The sequence below is a fragment of the Candidatus Pelagibacter communis genome, assembly GCF_001179985.1.
Taxonomy (GTDB): Bacteria; Pseudomonadota; Alphaproteobacteria; order Pelagibacterales; family Pelagibacteraceae; genus Pelagibacter; species Pelagibacter ubique_J.
Genome location: NZ_CVSI01000003.1, coordinates 1 through 659, shown reverse-complemented (window position 1 = coordinate 659; position 659 = coordinate 1). Strand labels below are relative to the sequence as shown.

The following is a 659-nucleotide window of genomic DNA, read 5'->3' as shown; positions in this document are numbered from 1 at the left end:
GTTGAGCTACGAGCGCATAAAGTATTATTATAGTAATTTATGAAAAAAATCATTAATTTATTAGCAAGGACACAGGATGATATTCTTAGGGTAGATCAATTTATAAATAAATATGAAAAAGATTTAAGTAGATCTAAAATCAAGAATTTAATACTTAAAAAAAATTTAAGTATAAACAATAAACTTAATGATGATCCCTCTAAAAAAATCAAAATTAACGACAAAATTAGTTTAATAATTCCTGAGCCTGAAGAAGTAAACCTTAAACCATTTGAATATAAAATTGAGATAATTTATGAGGACAATGATTTGCTAGTGTTAAATAAAAAAGCAGACATTTCAATGCATCCAGGCGCAGGAAATAAAGACAGAACACTTGTTAATGCATTAATTAATTATAAAAAAAAATTGTCAAATATTAACGGTGAGCTAAGACCAGGTATTGTTCATAGAATTGACAAACATACCTCTGGATTAGTGGTAATAGCAAAAAATAATTTTACACATGAAAATTTGTCAACTCAATTCAGTGAACACTCAATAGAAAGAAAATATCAAACTTTAGTTTGGGGAAAAATTAGACCCAGTAATGGTAAAATAGAAACTTTAATAACAAGGAGCTCCAAAAATAGACAATTAATGTCTGTTAGTTTATCGAA

At 26.6% G+C, this 659-nt stretch carries 1 protein-coding gene; it reads left to right on the top strand.

Going from position 1 to position 659, the window contains the following annotated elements; translation table 11 throughout:
- Positions 1–39: 39 nt before the first annotated feature.
- Positions 40–659: RluA family pseudouridine synthase (locus AMN80_RS00020; protein ID WP_143323359.1), on the top strand; the 620-nt coding region annotated here is incomplete at its 3' end.